Raw genomic sequence first — 15,711 nt, 5'->3', positions numbered from 1 at the left:
TCGCATGCAAAACTATAGCGTTGAGAATAAAAAATGTGTGGCTCTCGCCATATTCGTACTAATCTCACACTATTTTGTTTCGTTCGTACGAAAAAGCCTCGCACTGTGCGAGGCTTTGAAATGAACTGTAAGCGACTTAGTAGTAATCGCGGATCAGAACTTCTGCGATTTGCACCGCGTTAGTTGCCGCGCCTTTACGCACGTTATCAGCAACAACCCACAGGTTTACTCCGCTATGATGGCTGATATCGTTACGGATACGACCAACCATTACATGGTCCTTACCGCCCGCATCGCGAACTTGTGTAGGGAAGTCTTCACCGTGGAACACTTCGATACCATCAGTTTGTTCAAGCAAGTTAACGACTTCTTGTGCATCGATAGGTGAACGAGTCTCAATGTGAAGTGCTTCTGCGTGACCGTAGAATACAGGAACACGTACACACGTTGGATTGACTGTGATTGATGGATCGTTAAAGATCTTCTGTGTTTCCCACACCATTTTCATTTCTTCTTTGGTGTAGCCGTTTTCCATCATCTGATCGATTTGTGGAATACAGTTAAACGCGATCTGTTGAGAGAATTGCTTCTTGTCTGCGGGCAGACCGTTTAGCAGCTTCGCCGTTTGACCTGCTAGCTCATCGATACCCGCTTTGCCTGCACCAGACACCGATTGGTAAGTTGATACGTTAATACGCTCAATGCCCACCGCATCGTGAATTGGTTTTAGTGCCACCAGCATTTGGATGGTTGAACAGTTCGGGTTCGCGATGATGTTACGGTTACGAAACTCTGCAATCGCTTCTGGGTTTACTTCTGGCACAACAAGAGGAATGTCGTACTCGTAACGGAAGTGTGATGTATTGTCGATAACAATCACGCCTTCATCAGCGGCAATTGGAGCCCACTTGGCTGATAGCTCACCACCAGCAGAAAACAGTGCGATATGCGCTTGAGACCAATCGAACTCTTCTACGTTTTGAACGCGTACCGTTTTACCATTGAAGCGGTAAGTCTTGCCTTCGCTGCGCTCACTCGCGAGTAGGAAGATTTCGCCTACTGGGAATTTGCGCTCTTGAAGTACATCCAAAATTGTTTCACCGACCGCACCGGTCGCACCTAAAATGGCAACATTATATTGCTGGCTCATTGACTTACCTCAATCTGAAAACCTAGTTCTGCTAATGGAGCAAGGTTACATGTTTTGTTACCCACTAGCGTGACAGCGCTGTATTCACGGCGATCCCAGTAGTTTTTACGCATCAGGTCAAAAGCGCCTGGCTTACTGATTTCACGGCGGAAAAGAGCGTCATCTCTACGCACATCATAGATTAACTGCGTGATGTTATGCAGTGTTGCTTCGTCCCAAGCTCTGTCCAATACCATAGTAGGAACAGGCGCGGTTGGCAGTAAATCGCTGGCATGCGCACGTAGTTCGTTATTTAAGAACTCACAGTAGCTGTTGAAAATCATCGTTGTACCGCGAGCTTTCCCTTCCAAGCCGTAGCCTGCAACGTGAGGGGTTGCGAATGCTAGCAGAGGCAGAAGCTCCATATCAACCTCTGGTTCAAATTCAAATACGTCGAGTGCCGCTGTAAAGCCATCATTTTTCAAAAGACGTTGCTTCAAAGCAGCGTTGTCAACGATGGGACCTCGAGCCGCGTTAATCAAAATTTGATCGCTGCGGAGACCATTTAATACCTTCTCATCAATCAAATGATGCGTTGGGTATGGGCCATCTTTGGTGATTGGCGTATGTAGTGTAATGATGTCTGAGCTTTCAATCAGTTCTGTCAACGGAGTAAAGCTACGAGGATCACCAGCCTCTTGTTTGAATGGGTCATTGATGAGAACTTTAATACCCATGCCTTTCAAACATTTCTCTAGGTAGCTACCTACTTGGCCTGCACCAATAATACCTACCGTCTTGTCAAATACCGAGAAACCTTGTTGCTGAGCGAGCACCATCATCACGCTGAACGCGTATTCCGCCACACCCACTTTGTTACACCCTGGCGCCGCAGTGAAGAAAATGCCTTTCTCTTTTAAGAGTGCTTGGTCAACATGATCCATGCCTGCCGTGGCCGTACCAACAAACTTCAGCTTGTTTGCTTTGCTGATCAGGTCAGCATTCACTTTGGTGACTGAGCGAATCATTAGGGCATCAACATCCACTAAATCATCGGCGGTCAGTGTACGACCTGGTTTTAGAATTACGTTACCGAGTTGGCTGAATAGTTCTTCAGCATACGGCATATTTTCATCAACAATAATTTTCATAGCGCCAGCGTTCTAACATCCATTTGTAAGAGTTCGTTTATTCGCAAGATGCGAAACTAAAGCGATTGTGCCCTTTTCCCGAAAAATCTCAAGATATAACACCAATAAACCTCAAGGAGGTAACTCCTATAGAATCGATTGACGGGAAGCCTAGAGAAAAGCAGAAACAGAGAAAAGAAAAAGCCCGGCTAAATAGCCGGGCAAAGTTCCAGAACAAAAGGATCCTATCCCGCTCTCCATGGGATAGAGTCTGCGTCTGTTCGATCAGTGTGACTGATCAAGCTCTGGAAACTGGATTGTTGGCGTTTACAGTACTCTCGCAAGGCGCCAACAAATTCAGTTAACCTTGGTACTTTTTAATAACCAAAGTTGCGTTTGTGCCGCCAAAGCCAAAGCTGTTTGACATTACGGTCGTTAGCTCTGCATCACGCGCTTCTGTCACGATGTCCAGACCTTGTGCTGCTTCGTCCAAGTTTGAAATATTGATGCTTGGAGCAATGAAGTTTTTGTCTAGCATAAGTGTTGAGTAAATTGCTTCGTGCACGCCCGCTGCGCCGAGTGCGTGGCCAGTCATTGCTTTTGTTGCAGAGATTGCAGGGCTGTTCTCACCAAACAATTGTTGGATAGCACCAAGCTCTTTCACGTCACCAACTGGTGTCGATGTGCCGTGCGTGTTGATGTAATCCACACCATCAACGTCTTGCATCGCCATCTTCATACAACGAATTGCGCCTTCACCTGATGGCGCTACCATGTCGTAGCCATCTGATGTCGCACCGTAACCTACGATTTCACCGTAGATTTTCGCACCACGTGCCAGTGCGTGCTCTAGTTCTTCAATAACCAGCATGCCGCCGCCGCCCGAGATAACAAAACCGTCACGGTCTGCATCGTATGTACGAGATGCTTTGTCTGGCGTGTCATTGTATTTGGTTGACAGTGCGCCCATCGCATCAAACATCATAGTTTGAGACCAATCTAGCTCTTCGCCGCCACCAGCAAAAACAATATCTTGTTTGCCTAGTTGAATAAGCTCCATAGCATGGCCGATACAGTGTGCAGATGTTGCACATGCAGAGCTCATTGAGTAGTTCACGCCACGAATCTTAAATGGCGTAGCAAGACAAGCAGAAACAGTAGAAGACATAGTACGAGGAACCATATAAGGACCAACTCGCTTTACGCCTTTGGCGCGCATCGTGTCTGTCGCTACCGTTTGATTGTATGCAGAAGCACCGCCAGAACCTGCAACGATACCGGTACGATCGTTTGAAACCTGCTCTTCTGTAAGACCAGCGTCTGCGATTGCCTGCTCCATTGATAGGTATGCATAAGCAGCCGCATCACCCATAAAGCGCATCTGCTTACGGTCGATGTGTTCCGCCGGGTTGATTTTTAGGTCACCCCATACTTGCGAACGAAGACCGTGTTCTTTGAACTGCTCAGATGCAGTGATGCCAGATTTGCCCGCTTTAAGAGACGCTAGAACTTCTTCGACGTTGTTACCGATACTTGAAACAATACCCATACCGGTGATTACGACTCGTTTCATTATGACATTCCTATAATTCAAAAATCCGCTAGATGATAACTAAGATATTCAACAAAAGTGGTCAGCTTTCCCATAAATTCGTACAATCGCCCCATTCTTACCGCGCCAAATCACAAATTTGCACCATTATGACTTCAATAAAAAACGCAGAACTTGGTTGGAACGAAGCTGGTACTCCGGTTTCAGACCAATTTGATGATGTTTACTTCTCTAACGTAAACGGTCTTGAAGAGACACGCTACGTTTTCTTAAAACAAAATCATCTCCCAGAAAGATGGCAGGAATTTGACCAAAGACGTTTTGTCATTGGTGAAACAGGATTTGGCACGGGATTAAACTTCTTAGCAGTATGCCAGTGGTTTAGTGAGTTTCGTCGTCAGCATCCGGACGCAACATTGAAAGAGCTGCATTTTATTAGCTTTGAAAAATACCCATTAAGCAAAGCCGATTTAAAGAAGGCGCATGAAGCTTGGCCTGAGCTAGCTGAGTACGCGGAAAAGTTACAAAAGCACTACCCTGCCGCTGTGCCGGAGTGTCATCGCATTGTTTTAGAAGACGGTGCAATAACACTCGACCTTTGGTTTGGTGACATTAAAGACTGCATGCCGCAAGTCCCATACAACGAACAAGGTTTGATTGATGCTTGGTTCTTAGATGGATTCGCGCCAAGCAAAAACCCAGAAATGTGGAACCAAGGCCTGTTCAACAACATGGCAAAGCTAGCCAAGCAAGATTGTACAGTTGCCACGTTTACCGCAGCAGGCTTTGTACGTCGTGGTTTGAACGAAGCTGGCTTTACAATGAAAAAGGTGAAAGGTTTCGGCACTAAACGAGAAATGATCGCCGGCTCTATGGAGCAAGGTGAAAAGCAGTCGAACCATCTCCCTTGGTTCAATCGCACAGCATCTAGCAATCTTGATTCGATTGCCATCATTGGTGGTGGTATAGCCAGCGCGGCGTTAGCGAAAACGTTAGTTCGTCGTGGCCAAAACGTCACCCTTTACTGTAAAGACAAACAACCAGCCAAAGGAGCTTCAGGCAATCGACAAGGAGCCGTTTATCCGCTGCTTAATGGCCCGCACACGGGTGTTTCACGAGTGTTTGCTCCTGCATTTTTGTTCGCACGTCAGTTTGTTGAACAAGCAGCACAAGAGATCGATTTTGGTCATGACTGGTGTGGCGTAACTCAGTTGATGTGGGATGACAAATCCACAGACAAACTGGAGAAAATGCTTGCGGGTAACTTCACTCCAGAGCTCATTCAAAAGCTGTCCGCCGAGGAAACTGCGAACACTATCGGGTTACCTATTGATATGGCGTCTGTGCACTACCCAATGGGAGGGTGGCTGTGCCCTGCCGAGTTAACTCGCGGGTTAATTAAACAATTGGAGAAGACGTCGTTACTCTCAACGAAGTTTGAACACCATGTTGAGGCATTAGATTGGGATGAAAAGCGTCAGCTCTGGCTACTAACGGCGAGTGGTCAAACATTTGAGCACTCAACGGTTGTAATTGCGAACGGCCATGAGTTCCAGACATTGAGTCAAACCGCTTCCCTACCAATGGGACAAGTGAAAGGACAAGTCAGTCACGCGCCAGCAACCGAAACGCTGAGTCAGCTGAAAACGGTGTTGTGTTACGACGGTTACATGACACCTGTTAACCCAAGTAATCAACACTTGTGTATCGGTGCAAGCTACGACCGCAGTCACCTTGACTACGAATTTGATGAAAACGCCCAAAAAGATAATGCGGAAAAGCTAGTGAAATGTGTACCGAATCAAACATGGGCAAAAGAGGTAGATATCACTGGTAATCAATCTCGCCAAGGTATTCGTTGTGTTAGCCGGGATCATTTACCATTTGTCGGGAATGTGGGTGACTTTGAGACGATCAAAACGCAATACGCCAACTTACAAAATCAAAAAGCAGAAGAGGTAGAAACCATTCATCAGTACCCTAACTTATTCTGCTTCTTAGGTTTAGGATCTCGTGGACTGAGCTCTGCACCATTATTAGCTGAAGTGTTGGCCTCCCAGATCTGTGGGGACCCGCTGCCATTACCGGTTGATGTATTGACCGAACTTCACCCAAGTCGAATGTGGGTTCGTAAACTAAGAAAAGGCAAAGCCATTACCGAGCTGTAAGAGTATTCTCTCGTTTTAATTCCCGACACAGATACATGTCGGGAATCGCTAACTCATTAAGTCGCTCGTACTGAGATTACTTCAGCAGTGCAACTGCCTGTTTCACTTGCTCTGCCACTTCTGGGTTTACAACCTTACCCGATTCCACGTCAAAATTTTCGTAGAAGCTCGGCACAGATAACGATGCCTTTACATCCGCGCCAAAAAATTGTGCAGAACCTGTCGCCGCCGCAAGAACACTTTGTGCACCACCGGGACCTGGGGAAGTTGCTAAATAAACGACAGGTTTGTTTTGAAATACATTACGCTCAATGCGCGTCGCCCAATCGAACAAGTTTTTATAGGCCGCTGGGTACGAACCGTTGTGCTCTGCGAAGGAAACAACGAGAGCGTCAGCCTCCGCCAAGTCACGTAAAAACGCGACAGCCCCTTCAGCTTTACCTATTTCTTTCTCTTTGTCCTCGCTAAACATTGGCGCTTGATAATCGTTTAAGTCTAGAACATTCACTTGAGCGCCTTCGACTTGATTTGCTGCGTATGTAGCAAGTAGTTTGTTGATTGAGGTAGAGCTGGTAGATGCACCAAATGCGACAATTTTCATGGTTGTAATCCTTTGTTCACGTTTTATGCTGATCAGAATAAAAGTTGAACAGTTTCGCTACAACCACAAAAATTTTATGGAGAGGTTCGAATTTTTCGAAGTAGTAAATTACTAGGATTAAATAAAGGGAGAACGCTGCTTAGGGACTAAGCCTGAGCCTGGAGCTCTTGCCACAAATCACTGACAATCACGCGATCGGCCGGGCTTAACTCGGTACGCGCATCTTCTAAGCTGCTCTCAATGCGTGACTTCAGCTCAGTAATATCGCTAATCCCTTCTTCTTCACAAGACGCCGCGGATAAAGAGATGTGACCACGTAAATAACCACCAGCAAACAATTCATCGTCAGATGCTGTTTCAATTCGAGCATCAATCAGTTCCAGTAGTTTTTCTTCAAATTCAATAATCATGGTGTATCTCTGAGGTTATTAGTGGTTATTTAACGCAAAAGTCCGACGCTTCCAATGGCTTAGTTTGATAAAATGCGCGCAGGGCATCAGAAAGCATTTTCACTCGCAAAGGCAAGCCAACGTCCAAAATACCTAGCACTTCTTTATGCACTTTTTTCATAAAGCCGAGCCTATCTGGTTCAAAATCGCCGTGTAGATTGTCACAACTCACCGTAAAAGGGAAGCCAGCGCTTTGTGCCAGAATCCATTCATAAGCTTGAGGTCGCACTTCAACTTTCTCAAACTCCGCTTGAACTTCTGCTGTTCGCCCATCGGGTTCATACCAATAACCAAAATCTTCCAGCAAACGACGCTCTGGACCAGCCACACACCAATGCGAGATCTCGTGTAAAGCAGAGGCGTAAAAACCCCGAGCAAAAATAATCCGATGATGAGGGTGTTCATCATCAGCAGGAAGATAAATAGGCTCATCACCACCTAACTCTAATTTCGTATTAAATTGTTCTAAAAAGGTGTCATTAAAAATGGTGATTAAGTCTTGATATTCGTGGGTCATCGTCGAGTTTGTACTTCAGTTTGACATGCGCTGCATATTGTCGCTGTTTTTAGTTATGAGGTAAAGGCACCCCCACATTTTTGGTTATTAGTTGAATTTATCTGAAGGTCGCTTTCTCCATACAATTTCTCATTCGTCAGCGTACTTATTTACCACTACACTCTCGCCTTATTTTGATGCCGTTCAAACCGCTATTTTTAAGCCGTTTGATTACAAGCATGTTGCTGGTTTTAATCACTTTTTAAGAGAGATAGAACCGTTTGTAAGTGTTGTTACTTCGCCTACGCTGATTCTCGTAGAACGTAGTGACTTTTTACGTTGAGTGTTTCCCTATGTTGCTAAGTGTGTTGTATATCATTGGTATCACGGCTGAAGCCATGACAGGTGCGTTAAGTGCTGGTAGAAGAAAGATGGACTGGTTTGGTGTTATGTTGGTGGCCAGCGCAACGGCCATTGGTGGTGGCACCGTACGTGACATTCTATTAGGCCACTACCCTCTTGGTTGGGTAAAAAACCCAGAGTTCCTTGCAATTACGTGTGTTGCAGGTGTGCTAACAACAGGTTTAGCGAAATGGGTGATTAAGCTGAAAGGTCTGTTCATTCGCCTCGATGCACTAGGTTTAATCGTGTTTAGTATCATCGGAACAAAAATTGCGATGGGCATGGGCTTGCACCCTGGTATTTGTATGGTTTCAGCGTTAGTAACGGGTGTATTCGGTGGGCTACTTCGCGACTTAATCTGTCGCCAAACACCATTGGTACTGCATGAAGAGCTTTACGCTTCTGTCGCTCTTATCGCATCAGGAATGTACTTAGCGCTATTAGAATTCAATGTTCCCGATGTCACTGCCACTATTATTACACTGGTTACTGGTTACATGTTGCGTATGGCTGCGGTACGCTTTAAGTGGCGTCTGCCTTCTTTCCATTTGGAAACAGAAGGCTCGATTCATTAAGCAAAAACTACTTAAACAAAAAAGGTTGCCTGATAAAATTGTGCCACCCGCGATTCAGTGAGTGGCATAATTTTATATTCAGTCATCCTGAACAGCGACGAAGGAACATGATTCAGGATCTATTATCCGAGCACTCTGTTGTCAGAGATGTTTCTTTCTCTTTTCATCGCGCTGAAATTAGATTCCTAGTCTCGCTATAGCTCGCTGGAATGACACAAAGCTCTTAAATCTTCGGTGTTTCAGTTGTTACGCCATGGTTTTGACCACGGTGGCGTAGTAAATGATCCATCACCACAATAGCCAGCATCGCTTCTGCGATAGGCACAGCACGAATACCCACACATGGGTCATGACGACCTTTGGTGATCAACTGAGTTGGTTCACCTTCTCTTGTGATGGTCTCACCCGGCACAGTGATACTTGATGTTGGCTTAAGCGCAATGTTTGCGACAATGTCTTGACCAGTCGAGATACCACCAAGAATGCCACCCGCATGATTACTACCAAAACCTTCAGGAGCAAGCGTATCACGGTGCTGACTGCCTTTTTGGTTTACCACCTCGAAACCGTCTCCGATTTCTACGCCTTTCACCGCGTTGATGCTCATTAGTGCGTGCGCGATGTCTGCATCCAGACGGTCAAATACGGGTTCCCCGAGACCAACAGGCACGTTAGTTGCCACAACCTGGATTTTTGCGCCAATAGAGTCGCCTTCTTTTTTCAGGTCACGGATAAGTTGGTCAAATGCTTCTTCTTTGTCAGCATCAGGGCAGAAGAATGCATTGTTCTCGATTTCGCTCCAATCTACCTTGTCGATAGATACATCACCCATTTGTGACAAGTAAGCACGAATCTCAACACCAAACTCATCTTTTAAGTATTTCTTCGCGATTGCACCAGCCGCCACACGCATTGCGGTTTCACGAGCTGAAGAACGGCCGCCACCGCGATAGTCGCGGATGCCGTATTTTTGGTGGTAAGTGTAATCAGCATGACCCGGTCTGAACTTATCTTTGATGTCAGAGTAGTCTTTTGAGCGCTGATCGGTGTTTTCAATTAGCAAACCGATCGATGTGCCCGTGGTTTTGCCTTCAAAAACGCCAGAAAGAATTTTAACTTCATCCGGTTCACGACGTTGTGTGGTGTAACGTGATGTGCCTGGACGACGGCGGTCGAGATCGATTTGTAGATCTGCTTCTGTAATTTCCAACCCCGGAGGACATCCGTCTACGATACATCCCAGTGCGATACCGTGACTTTCCCCGAATGTCGTCACTCGGAAATGTTGTCCGATACTGTTTCCTGCCATTACTTCCTCAAGTTTTTTATCGCCACGCTCTCTCAAAACAGAGCATAGCTGCTTTCCAATTCTTCGTGGATTCATAGTGGCTTTATTACGTTTTGATGTAAAGAGTTAATATCGGCGAGGTATGCATAAAAAAAACACCGAGCATAAAGCTCGGTGTTTTGATGTTTAGTGCAAGACTCTATTAGTCTTTGTACAGTTTAAACTCTTCTGCACACTCAACCAGCTGGTCACGCGTTAGCATAAATACGCCATGACCGCCGTTCTCGAACTCAATCCAAGTAAATGGAATCTCTGGGTACTGTTCCATCATATGAATCATTGAGTTGCCAACTTCACAAATAAGAATGCCGTTATCTGTTAGATAATCTGGCGCGTTAGCAAGAATACGACGCACTAGTTTTAGACCATCCGTACCCGCAGCTAAACCAAGCTCAGGCTCATGCGTGAACTCATCTGGCAGGCTGTTCATGTCTTCTTCATCCACATATGGTGGGTTGGACACGATTAGATTGTATTTCTCTTTTGGAAGATCACGGAACAAATCAGAGCGAATTGGGAACACTTGCTGCTCCATGCCGTGATCTTGTACGTTTTGCTCAGCCACTTGTAGAGCATCTGTAGAGATGTCGATCGCATCCACTTCTGCTTCAGGGAAAGCGTGCGCACAAGCAATCGCGATACAACCAGAACCCGTACATAGGTCCATGATGCGCGTAGGTTCTTCCACCAACCAAGGTTGGAATTCCGCTTGAATCAATTCGCCGATAGGAGAACGTGGCACAAGTACACGCTCATCGACGAAGAACTCAAGACCGCAGAACCATGCTTTGTTTGTTAGGTATGCTGTTGGCGTACGCTCGTTGATGCGTTTTACTACGCGCTCAACAATACGCAGACGCTCGCTTGTCGTTAGGCGAGAGTTCAATACGTGCGGAGGCACATCAATCGGCAAGTATAAGGTTGGCAGGATAAGCTGAACAGCTTCATCCCACGCATTATCAGTACCATGACCGTAAAACAGGTTCGCTGCATTAAAGCGGCTTACCGTCCAACGAATCATATCTTGAAGGGTATGCAGTTCCGATACCGCTTCTTCTACAAAAATCTTATCCAAAATTGCCTCCGAAAAGCGCTACAATACTGCCAATAAAGTTTATTAATGAAATTGTTTACCTAATGAGCAAAAAAGACACCGAGAACGATGACGATTTCGCCTTGTTTCAGGAAGCAGTACAGGGCGTAAAAAAGTTGCGACAGGATACCATAATCCAGCAACCAAAAAAAAATACTAAGCAAAAAGAAATCAAGCGCTCCAACCGTGAAGCGAGTGACTCTGAATTTTACTTTTCAGACGAGTTTGTCCCTCTATTAAACGATGAAGGTCCAACTCGTTATGCACGTGACGACGTCTCCACTTATGAAGTCAAACGTCTACGTCGTGGCGTGTATGTACCGGACGTGTTCCTCGATATGCACGGCATGACACAGCAAGAAGCAAAACGCGAGCTTGGTGCGATGATAGCCTATTGCATCAAAAACGAGATTCATTGTGCGTGTGTGCAACATGGTATTGGGAAACACATCCTGAAACAGAAAGCCCCACTTTGGTTAGCACAGCATCCTGACGTTATGGCTTTTCACCAAGCGCCACTAGAATTTGGTGGTGATGGTGCGTTGTTAGTGTTGCTTTCAATTCCTGAAAAGTAACAAGCTTGCTGTATACACGACGAAACGAAAAGGCAGGGATCTCCTGCCTTTCTTATTCTGTCTCTAATTTGCAAACGCTTATTTTGGTTTAGACACTTATGGCGTAATATGCCAAAGCACTTCACCATTTTGTGTTTGTAAATCATATTCAATGCACACTAGCCCTGATGTAGGAAACATCGGTGGTGTCATGTCTTTTACAAACTCTGAAGTCAGATAACCGACCAAAGGCAAATGCGATACGAACAAAAGCGAGTCCAATTGTTCGACTTCGATTAATGCACTTGCGAAATCGAAGACATGCTCGGACTGGCCATAAGGTGTAATATCTTCACAAGTTTCAATGCTTTTTGCAGAGAAATACGCACTGATCTCTTGCCAAGTTTGTTGAGCTCTAATGTACGGACTCACCAACACTTTATCGAATTGCGCAAAACCCTGTTCTTTACAGGCTCTCGCAACCACTTCTGATTCGACTCTGCCTCTTGGGGTCAATTGTCGTGCTGCGTCTGAATCTGCAAAATGCTCGGCTTCACCGTGACGCATGATGAATATTTTCATGTTATTTCCTAGGGATAGCTAACGCTACCAAAAGGTTGACTGCTATCTTTATTAGATAGACGGGGCTAACTTTAACAATGACGAAACAAAAATACTGATATAATTATCTGTTCATTATACCAATTCGCTTGTTAAAGATAGCGACTTTCTTAACAATCTATTAAAAGAATGTACTCAGTTCATCACACTATTTAACTGTGCAATGAGTTCAGAGCATTCACTCAGACAGTTCTTCCCCATACGCAAACGCGATGGGCCTGTGCAGAAGTCTACGAATAACAAAAATACGGCAAGCAGTATTTGTCGAAACGCAAACTTTGCGCCCCCCGCGAGGGGAGCCTAAATTACTGTAATGCGAAATCTGGAGACGCATCGTGCATCTAAGTCCTAACGATTCAAATCAATACCGCTACATTACCTTGAGCAATGAACTGCGTGTACTGCTGATTCATTCCGATACAGCTCAACAGTCGGCAGCTGCTCTGGCAGTGAACGTTGGACACTTCGACGACCCAAACGATCGCCAAGGTCTGGCACACTATTTAGAACACATGCTTTTTTTGGGTACGGAAAAATACCCTAAAGTGGGCGAGTTTCAAAGCTATATTAGCCAACACGGTGGAACAAACAACGCTTGGACTGGTACAGAGCACACTTGTTTCTTTTTCAATATTGCTCCAAATGCCTTTGAAAGTGCCTTAGATCGATTTAGCCAATTTTTTACCGCACCTTTGTTTAACGAAGAAGCATTAGACAAAGAACGCCAGGCTGTCGACTCCGAATACAAGCTCAAACTCAATGATGATTCTCGTCGCCTGTATCAAGTTAACAAAGAAGTCATCAATCCAGAGCACCCGTTTTCAAAATTCTCTGTCGGAAACTTAGATACTCTTGGCGACCGAGATGGTAAATCCATCCGCGACGAAATTGTGGAGTTTCACCACTCTCAGTATTCCGCCGATTTGATGACACTGACTCTATTTGGGCCACAGCTGCTCGATGAACAGCAAGCTTGGGTAGAAGCCATGTTTGCCGACATCCCAAATCACCACCTTCGTGGAAAATCGATTGATGTACCGATCGGCACTGAGGAAAGCACGGGCATTTTGGTTCAAGTCGAGCCGCTCAAAGAGTTCCGTAAACTGATTCTCACATTTCCCATGCCGGGAATGGATGCGCATTATAGCGTGAAGCCACTCTCCTACTTTGCTCACCTGTTGGGTTATGAAGGAGAAGGCAGTTTGATGCTTCAACTCAAAGAAAAAGGCTGGATTACTTCTCTCTCAGCGGGCGGCGGCGCGAGTGGCAGTAACTACCGAGACTTTACCGTAAGCTGCACCCTGACGCCAAACGGCTTAGATCATGTTGATGATATCGTTCAAGCAGTTTTTCAATACCTCTCGATGATCAAACAAGACGGGTTAGATGAATGGCGCTATCTCGAAAAACAAGCGGTATTAGAATCGGCTTTTCGCTTCCAAGAGCCATCGCGCCCAATGGATCTCGTCAGCCATCTGGTGATCAACATGCAGCACTATCAACCGGAAGACACGGTTTATGGTGACTACAAAATGGCGGGCTACGATGAGGAGTTACAGCGTTCATTGCTGCGATACTTAACCATCGATAATGTACGCGTCACTTTGATTGCTAAAGGCCTGGAATACAACCGTACTGCCGAATGGTACTTTACCCCCTACTCCGTCACGCCTTTTAGTGAAGACCAACGTCGTTTCTATCAACAAATCGATCCAAGCTGGCAATTCGTCTTACCGAAAAAGAACCCTTATATTTGCTACGACCTCGACCCCATGCCACTCGAAAATGGTGACTCGCTGCCAGAGTTGATTGAGGATCTCGAAGGGTTTCGGCTGTGGCATTTGCAAGATGACGAATTTCGCGTGCCTAAAGGTGTCGTTTATGTCGCTATCGACAGCTCTCATGCCGTTGCATCACCAAAGAACATCGTCAAAACGCGCTTATGTGTAGAGATGTTCCTCGATTCGCTAGCAAAAGAAACCTATCAAGCAGAAATCGCAGGGATGGGTTACAACATGTACGCTCACCAAGGTGGCGTGACCTTAACCCTCTCTGGGTTCAGTCAAAAGCTGCCTCAGTTGCTGGAAATGATTCTGCACCGTTTTGCTTCTCGAGATTTCAGCCCTGCTCGCTTTGAAACCATCAAACAACAACTGTTACGAAACTGGAGAAATGCTTCACAAGATCGCCCTATTTCGCAGCTGTTTAACGCACTTACTGGGTTACTTCAACCCAATAACCCGCCTTTCGCAACCTTAGTCGAAGCGCTAGAAGAAATCGAAGTCGATGAACTCTCGGTATTCGTAGAATCCATTCTTGCAGAACTGCACGTTGAAATGTTTGTTTACGGAGACTGGCAACGCCAGCAAGCCCATGACATGGCTACGACCTTGAAGGATGCTCTAAGAGTTAACGAGCAACGTTATGAAGAGGCACTTCGTCCGCTCATTATGCTAGGTAAAAATGGCAGTTTTCAACGTGAGGTGCATTGTAACCAGCAAGATTCCGCGGTCGTTATTTACCACCAGTGCGAGGATATTGAGCCTCGTAGTATCGCGCTATACTCATTGGCCAATCACCTTATGTCGGCAACGTTTTTCCATGAAATCCGTACCAAGCAGCAATTAGGTTACATGGTAGGCACTGGCAATATGCCGCTAAATCGTCACCCTGGTATTGTACTGTATGTGCAGTCACCTAATGCAGCACCGGCCGAGCTGGTTACCTCAATCGATGAGTTTTTAAATGCCTTTTATATGGTGCTGTTAGAGTTAAACGATTACCAATGGCACAGCAGTAAGCGCGGCTTGTGGAACCAAATAGCAACGCCGGACACCACACTTCGAGGACGGGCTCAACGTCTTTGGGTTGCGATAGGAAATAAGGACACTGAGTTTAACCAACGTGACAAGGTACTGGCGGAGTTGAAGAAGCTGACGCGCGCAGACATGATTCGCTTCGTTGTGAACGAATTGAAACCTCGTACTGCAAATCGTTTGATCATGCACTCTCAAGGTCAAGCGCATTCGGAGGCTCCGCGCATCCATCTAGGACAAGAAATTGGATCAATTGAAGAGTTCCAACTTCGGCCAAAAGATTGCGGCTTGGGGTGATCTAGTTGCGCAGAAATAAAATTGTCGATTACTAGAATGAACCTACAAACCCATGAGGTTGTCGGTCTCATAGATTGAATCGGCACCATAATTGGCAGAAAATTGAAATTGCGCCATTGCGGCTTATGCTCTAATTACCGCACTAAAAATAACTTAATGAGGTAATCATGAAAAAAGCACTTTTACTTGTGGCTCTTATACTGCCATTGGCATCTGCTCACGCTGAAATCTCAGTCAAAGGCGATGGTTTCGAACTAAGTGACGACTGTGTGCGCCTTAGCGGAGACAATGTATCCATCAAATCAGATGATTGCTCTTCAAAACAGTGGAATGATAAAGACAAAAAAGGTAATAGCAGCGTTCATGGGGACGACAACCCTGGTAAAGGCCACAATAAAGATAAGAAAGACAAGAAGAAGTAACCATTTCTTCTTTATGAAAAAGGCTTGCCACTGGCAAGCCTTTTTCTCTACCGAAGCA

At 45.6% G+C, this 15,711-nt stretch carries 14 protein-coding genes; 5 read left to right on the top strand and 9 right to left on the bottom strand.

Going from position 1 to position 15,711, the window contains the following annotated elements:
* Positions 1–136: 136 nt before the first annotated feature.
* The 3 genes from R7M72_RS02610 to fabB all read right to left on the bottom strand — a co-directional run bounded on the left by R7M72_RS02610 (position 137) and on the right by fabB (position 3,832).
* The gene (locus R7M72_RS02610; RefSeq protein WP_005380562.1) at positions 137–1,150 is read right to left on the bottom strand and encodes an aspartate-semialdehyde dehydrogenase; all 1,014 of its coding nucleotides are present in this window, start codon (positions 1,148–1,150) and stop codon (positions 137–139) included.
* The gene (locus R7M72_RS02605) at positions 1,147–2,280 is read right to left on the bottom strand and encodes a 4-phosphoerythronate dehydrogenase (protein WP_005380560.1); all 1,134 of its coding nucleotides are present in this window, start codon (positions 2,278–2,280) and stop codon (positions 1,147–1,149) included. The genes R7M72_RS02610 and R7M72_RS02605 overlap by 4 nt, the downstream gene beginning before the upstream one ends.
* A 340-nt stretch (positions 2,281–2,620) precedes the next feature.
* Complete coding sequence (gene fabB / locus R7M72_RS02600; RefSeq protein ID WP_005380557.1) at positions 2,621–3,832, bottom strand: beta-ketoacyl-ACP synthase I; 1,212 nt, start codon at positions 3,830–3,832, stop codon at positions 2,621–2,623.
* Between the two features lie 128 nt (positions 3,833–3,960).
* Here fabB and mnmC point away from each other — a divergent pair, with 128 nt between their 5' ends.
* The gene (gene mnmC / locus R7M72_RS02595) at positions 3,961–5,979 is read left to right on the top strand and encodes a bifunctional tRNA (5-methylaminomethyl-2-thiouridine)(34)-methyltransferase MnmD/FAD-dependent 5-carboxymethylaminomethyl-2-thiouridine(34) oxidoreductase MnmC (protein ID WP_258460711.1); all 2,019 of its coding nucleotides are present in this window, start codon (positions 3,961–3,963) and stop codon (positions 5,977–5,979) included.
* 76 nt (positions 5,980–6,055) lie between these two features.
* Here mnmC and R7M72_RS02590 read toward each other — a convergent pair whose 3' ends face one another.
* The 3 genes from R7M72_RS02590 to R7M72_RS02580 all read right to left on the bottom strand — a co-directional run bounded on the left by R7M72_RS02590 (position 6,056) and on the right by R7M72_RS02580 (position 7,546).
* On the bottom strand, positions 6,056–6,580 hold the full coding sequence (locus R7M72_RS02590; RefSeq protein ID WP_064368694.1) for an NADPH-dependent FMN reductase: 525 nt from the start codon (positions 6,578–6,580) through the stop codon (positions 6,056–6,058).
* Positions 6,581–6,726: 146 nt separating this feature from the next.
* The gene (locus tag R7M72_RS02585) at positions 6,727–6,990 is read right to left on the bottom strand and encodes a YfcL family protein (protein WP_005380548.1); all 264 of its coding nucleotides are present in this window, start codon (positions 6,988–6,990) and stop codon (positions 6,727–6,729) included.
* Between the two features lie 25 nt (positions 6,991–7,015).
* Complete coding sequence (locus R7M72_RS02580; protein WP_005380546.1) at positions 7,016–7,546, bottom strand: elongation factor P hydroxylase; 531 nt, start codon at positions 7,544–7,546, stop codon at positions 7,016–7,018.
* Between the two features lie 332 nt (positions 7,547–7,878).
* Between R7M72_RS02580 and R7M72_RS02575 the strand changes: the two genes are divergently transcribed.
* Positions 7,879–8,502 (top strand): trimeric intracellular cation channel family protein, encoded by a 624-nt coding sequence (locus tag R7M72_RS02575; protein ID WP_005380544.1) that lies wholly within the window; start codon positions 7,879–7,881, stop codon positions 8,500–8,502.
* 223 nt (positions 8,503–8,725) lie between these two features.
* On the opposite strand, the gene aroC is transcribed toward R7M72_RS02575, so the two are convergent.
* Positions 8,726–9,811 (bottom strand): chorismate synthase, encoded by a 1,086-nt coding sequence (gene aroC, locus R7M72_RS02570; RefSeq protein ID WP_318056018.1) that lies wholly within the window; start codon positions 9,809–9,811, stop codon positions 8,726–8,728.
* 181 nt (positions 9,812–9,992) lie between these two features.
* Positions 9,993–10,925: a 50S ribosomal protein L3 N(5)-glutamine methyltransferase gene (gene prmB / locus R7M72_RS02565; RefSeq protein ID WP_005380541.1), complete on the bottom strand. Its 933-nt coding sequence runs from the start codon at positions 10,923–10,925 to the stop codon at positions 9,993–9,995.
* Between the two features lie 62 nt (positions 10,926–10,987).
* Between prmB and smrB the strand changes: the two genes are divergently transcribed.
* Positions 10,988–11,518, top strand: a complete 531-nt coding sequence (smrB, locus tag R7M72_RS02560; RefSeq protein ID WP_005380539.1) for an endonuclease SmrB — start codon at positions 10,988–10,990, stop codon at positions 11,516–11,518.
* 96 nt (positions 11,519–11,614) lie between these two features.
* Here the strand turns inward: smrB and sixA are convergent, their stop codons facing one another.
* Positions 11,615–12,079: a phosphohistidine phosphatase SixA gene (gene sixA, locus R7M72_RS02555; RefSeq protein WP_017635934.1), complete on the bottom strand. Its 465-nt coding sequence runs from the start codon at positions 12,077–12,079 to the stop codon at positions 11,615–11,617.
* Between the two features lie 374 nt (positions 12,080–12,453).
* On the opposite strand from sixA, the gene R7M72_RS02550 reads away from it, so the two are divergent.
* Together R7M72_RS02550 and R7M72_RS02545 are read left to right on the top strand one after the other, a co-directional pair.
* Positions 12,454–15,231 carry an insulinase family protein gene (locus R7M72_RS02550; RefSeq protein ID WP_258460713.1) on the top strand — a complete coding sequence of 926 codons (2,778 nt, stop codon included), beginning with the start codon at positions 12,454–12,456 and terminating at the stop codon, positions 15,229–15,231.
* A 167-nt stretch (positions 15,232–15,398) separates the two neighbouring features.
* Positions 15,399–15,653, top strand: coding sequence for a hypothetical protein (locus tag R7M72_RS02545; RefSeq protein ID WP_005384444.1), 255 nt, complete (start codon positions 15,399–15,401; stop codon positions 15,651–15,653).
* Positions 15,654–15,711: the final 58 nt, after the last annotated feature.

Source organism: Vibrio sp. YT-18 (genome assembly GCF_033337345.1).
Classification (GTDB): domain Bacteria; phylum Pseudomonadota; class Gammaproteobacteria; order Enterobacterales; family Vibrionaceae; genus Vibrio; species Vibrio alginolyticus.
Note: the sequence above shows the minus strand (reverse complement) of the source record. Positions and strands in the feature narration are given on the sequence as shown.

Bases quoted from the DNA above. Each gene is read 5' to 3' on its own strand.
- R7M72_RS02575 (WP_005380544.1), top strand. From the start codon at position 7,879: ATGTTGCTAAGTGTGTTGTATATCATTGGTATCACGGCTGAAGCCATG.
- R7M72_RS02605 (WP_005380560.1), bottom strand. From the start codon at position 2,280: ATGAAAATTATTGTTGATGAAAATATGCCGTATGCTGAAGAACTATTC.
- sixA (WP_017635934.1), bottom strand. From the start codon at position 12,079: ATGAAAATATTCATCATGCGTCACGGTGAAGCCGAGCATTTTGCAGAT.
- mnmC (WP_258460711.1), top strand. From the start codon at position 3,961: ATGACTTCAATAAAAAACGCAGAACTTGGTTGGAACGAAGCTGGTACT.
- R7M72_RS02590 (WP_064368694.1), bottom strand. From the start codon at position 6,580: ATGAAAATTGTCGCATTTGGTGCATCTACCAGCTCTACCTCAATCAAC.
- fabB (WP_005380557.1), bottom strand. From the start codon at position 3,832: ATGAAACGAGTCGTAATCACCGGTATGGGTATTGTTTCAAGTATCGGT.
- aroC (WP_318056018.1), bottom strand. From the start codon at position 9,811: ATGGCAGGAAACAGTATCGGACAACATTTCCGAGTGACGACATTCGGG.
- R7M72_RS02610 (WP_005380562.1), bottom strand. From the start codon at position 1,150: ATGAGCCAGCAATATAATGTTGCCATTTTAGGTGCGACCGGTGCGGTC.
- R7M72_RS02545 (WP_005384444.1), top strand. From the start codon at position 15,399: ATGAAAAAAGCACTTTTACTTGTGGCTCTTATACTGCCATTGGCATCT.
- smrB (WP_005380539.1), top strand. From the start codon at position 10,988: ATGAGCAAAAAAGACACCGAGAACGATGACGATTTCGCCTTGTTTCAG.
- R7M72_RS02580 (WP_005380546.1), bottom strand. From the start codon at position 7,546: ATGACCCACGAATATCAAGACTTAATCACCATTTTTAATGACACCTTT.
- R7M72_RS02585 (WP_005380548.1), bottom strand. From the start codon at position 6,990: ATGATTATTGAATTTGAAGAAAAACTACTGGAACTGATTGATGCTCGA.